General features: G+C 41.6%; 3 protein-coding genes. 1 reads left to right on the top strand and 2 read right to left on the bottom strand.

Annotated features, from left to right (window positions below; all coding sequences use genetic code 11):
* Window positions 1–132 precede the first annotated feature (132 nt).
* On the bottom strand, window positions 133–966 hold the full coding sequence (locus tag PSI22_RS20875) for an alpha/beta fold hydrolase (protein WP_273581403.1): 834 nt from the start codon (window positions 964–966) through the stop codon (window positions 133–135).
* A gap of 288 nt (window positions 967–1254) precedes the next feature.
* Between PSI22_RS20875 and lhgD the strand changes: the two genes are divergently transcribed.
* Window positions 1255–2445, top strand: a complete 1191-nt coding sequence (gene lhgD / locus PSI22_RS20880; RefSeq protein ID WP_273581405.1) for an L-2-hydroxyglutarate dehydrogenase — start codon at window positions 1255–1257, stop codon at window positions 2443–2445.
* An 89-nt stretch (window positions 2446–2534) separates the two neighbouring features.
* Here lhgD and PSI22_RS20885 read toward each other — a convergent pair.
* Window positions 2535–3316, bottom strand: a 782-nt coding sequence (locus PSI22_RS20885; protein ID WP_273581404.1) for a hypothetical protein, incomplete at its 5' end; no start/stop codon positions are given.

Raw genomic sequence — 3316 nt, forward strand, 5'->3', positions numbered from 1 at the left:
ATAATAATACATTATTTGAAATAGCATTACCACTTAAATAAAAAATAAACAAAAAACAAAAAACATGCCTGTAATAGCGGAAATTTCTTTAAATAAAACAAAAAATTCCCGCTCTGGCTCTCTTAATAACTATTAAAAATCTTTTAGAAACTCAGCTAAAATCGGGTTAAAAATATCTGGAGCTTCCCAAAAGGGCGCATGATCAACACCGGCCAGATTAAATACTTGGCCTTTCCAAAGGCTTTTATAATTTAATCCATTAACATAATCGTGATTGATGAAAGGATCACCGGCACCATTGACAATAGCCAAAGGAACTTCACTGGTTTCAACCAATAATTTCTGATCTGTCGCCTGAGGGGAAACAGCAGCTTCAAACATATACTGCCGAGCTAACCCGTCTGTTCTTGCCACAGCTTCTATCATAAACGGTTCATGAGGTGCATTAACGCCGTTTGTCTCACTGGCAAAGTTTTTAACATCCTCGTCAGTAAAACCCGCTTTACCGGTAAGCCTGATATGTTCGCTCTGACAAAAACCACGGGCCACATTCTCTTTTCCAACGGCCACTGGTGGCGTGCCACAAATCATCAGTCCGATCATTTTGGGATTCAGTGCCAGCATTTCTAACCCAATATGCCCCCCGAGTGACCAGCCAAAGACCACGATTTTATTGACGCCAATCTTTTCCAGTACTTCCATGATGGTGCGGGCATAACCGGGCACTGAGTATACTTCACGTGGATCGCTGGCGTTAGAAGATGCACCATGTCCGGGCAGATCCAATGCCAGAACCCGATAGTCCCCTTTTAAATATTCAATTTGGTGACGAAAGATTCCTTTGCAACTTGAATTGCCATGTATCAAGAGTACTGGCAGCCCCTTTCCGCCAGTATCGAGAACTGAAATATTGGCATAACGGGTCTGGATATCATGGTGTTGAATCTCATCGTGTGTAGCAACCATTATTCTATCTCCTCAAAGATCAATCACAGATTAATTGCTAAATAGGGCAGATTTTACCGGAGTAACGATTTTCCATATCAATATATAATTTATTCATATCACTAAAAAGAGTTCTCAATTTGCTTTATTTATCAAGAAAATATCTTTTTCCAATAGATTTCACCATTCAATATATGATGCTGAAATTACCGATGTAATGTTGTATACAAATTAACGAAAATATTAATTATCTGTTAAACAACATAGGGTAATCACACTATGACTGCCAAAAAAGTGACAACAACAAAAATGTATGACGCTATTATCATTGGTGCGGGGTTGGTCGGCCTTGGCACGGCTAATGCCCTGCAAGAACACAATCCACTATTGCGCCTGTTGATACTGGATAAAGAAAATGGTGCAGCCGCCCACCAAAGCGGGCATAACAGCAATGTTGTTCACTCTGGCATTTACTACCCTCCCGGTAGTTTGAAATCCCGTCTGGCAAAACAGGGAAACCACTCGATATATACGTTTTGTCAGCAACATGGCCTGTATCATGACCGCTGCGGTAAAGTGATTGTGGCGACCCAACCGAAGGAACTGCCCTTGTTGGAAAATCTCTACCAGCGGGGGTTGCAGAACGGCCTTGACGTCAACCGCCTGTCACAAGCTGAACTGAAAGAGCGCGAACCTTATGTCAATGGTATTGAAGCAATTTTAGTGCCGGATGCGGGGATCGTGAATTATCCGGAAATTGCAGCGAAACTGGCCGAGATCATTCAAGCCAGAGGTGGCGATATTCATTACCAGCAACAAGTGCAGAATATCCGTGAACACAATGGCTATGTTGAAGTGCAAACCCAACAAACCCACTATCAGGCAAAATGGCTAGTGAATTGTGCGGGATTGCATAGCGATAGAATTGCTCAACTGGCCGGTTATGATACGGGCATGAAAATTGTGCCGTTCCGTGGCGAATACTATGTGCTGAACAGCAGTAAAAATTATCTAGTCAATCACCTGATTTATCCTGTACCCAACCCTGATTTTCCTTTCCTTGGCGTCCATTTTACGCGGATGTACAACGGCAAGCGGGATGTCGGCCCCAATGCAGTATTGGCATTTAAGCGCGAAGGATATCGTAAGACCGATTTCAGTCCCCGAGATTTGGCAGACGTGCTGACTTACAAAGGGTTTTGGAAGATCGCCTCACGCTATTTTAACGAAGGAATGGCTGAGATGCGCCGTTCATTCTCGCGCCAGCTTTTTACCGAGAATGCCCGCCAGCTCATTCCTGATCTGCAACCCGAAGATATCACACCGGGGCCAGCCGGCGTCCGCGCTCAGGCACTGACAGCCGATGGCAAGCTGGTGGATGATTTTCACTTTGTGGTCGGACGCAGATCACTGCATGTATGTAATGCACCTTCACCGGCAGCGACGGCTTCGATGGAGATTGGAAGGGAGATTGTGAGGCGGTATTTTGTGGGACTTTGAAGAAAGTAATTTTTAAACTGACAGATACCGGAATAAAAACGGTAACTGTCAGTTTGGATTAGTACGCTTTATTTACAGGCTATATTCGACTAGTTAGTTCGAACCAATACGTCTTCATATTGAGTATAATCGTTACTCTTCATCTCATAGCTCGAATTAGATGGAACTAATGTTGTCATACCTATTCCATCACCCTCATATTTGTGTGAATCTACAGCTCTATATTTATATTGTATTCCCGCATAAAGAATACTAACCAGCATTCTATATTCACCTTTACTATTCCTAGTACAATCCCTCTCAATTGTAGTTTCATGACGATAATTCCCCCCCCCCCCCTCATTGAAGCTCCCTGTATTCCATTCGTTATTAGATATATATAATGCACTATAACTAACAGTTGCTGGCCAAAGAGAATTATTCCTATTCAAAAGGGAGTCAAGATTTGAGTGATGTCTAACCCGTATATCCATATTATTCCAGACAAAAGATAAACAATTATAAGTATAACGCGGATGAATACCGCCAGGATACCAAATCGCATAATGCGATTTCGTTATCAAATCAGCACCGAGTATATCTTCAGGAGCAAGATTTCTTACCATATATTTAATATTATTTGTTTCATATGATATGTCTCCGAAAGCGTCTTCTGCATTTATGATTATATCAATAGACTTATTCAAGTAATCCGACTTAGGTTTAAATTCAAAATCCTCTACATTTTTAATATTTTTGACATCTATATTATCTAGTACAACTCCATTACTATATAAAGCAATGCTGACGTTATACGGCCTATCAAATTTGTCTGATGAGGCACCCACTTTAACAATTAATCTATCATCGTGATAAACAGGACGCCAAACTT

It is taken from the genome of Xenorhabdus aichiensis (assembly GCF_028598775.1).
Lineage (GTDB): Bacteria > Pseudomonadota > Gammaproteobacteria > Enterobacterales > Enterobacteriaceae > Xenorhabdus > Xenorhabdus bovienii.

What these genes read in the sequence shown, in the direction of transcription:
- PSI22_RS20875 (WP_273581403.1), bottom strand. Translation starts at nt 966, where the DNA reads ATGGTTGCTACACACGATGAGATTCAACACCATGATATCCAGACCCGT.
- lhgD (WP_273581405.1), top strand. Translation starts at nt 1,255, where the DNA reads ATGTATGACGCTATTATCATTGGTGCGGGGTTGGTCGGCCTTGGCACG.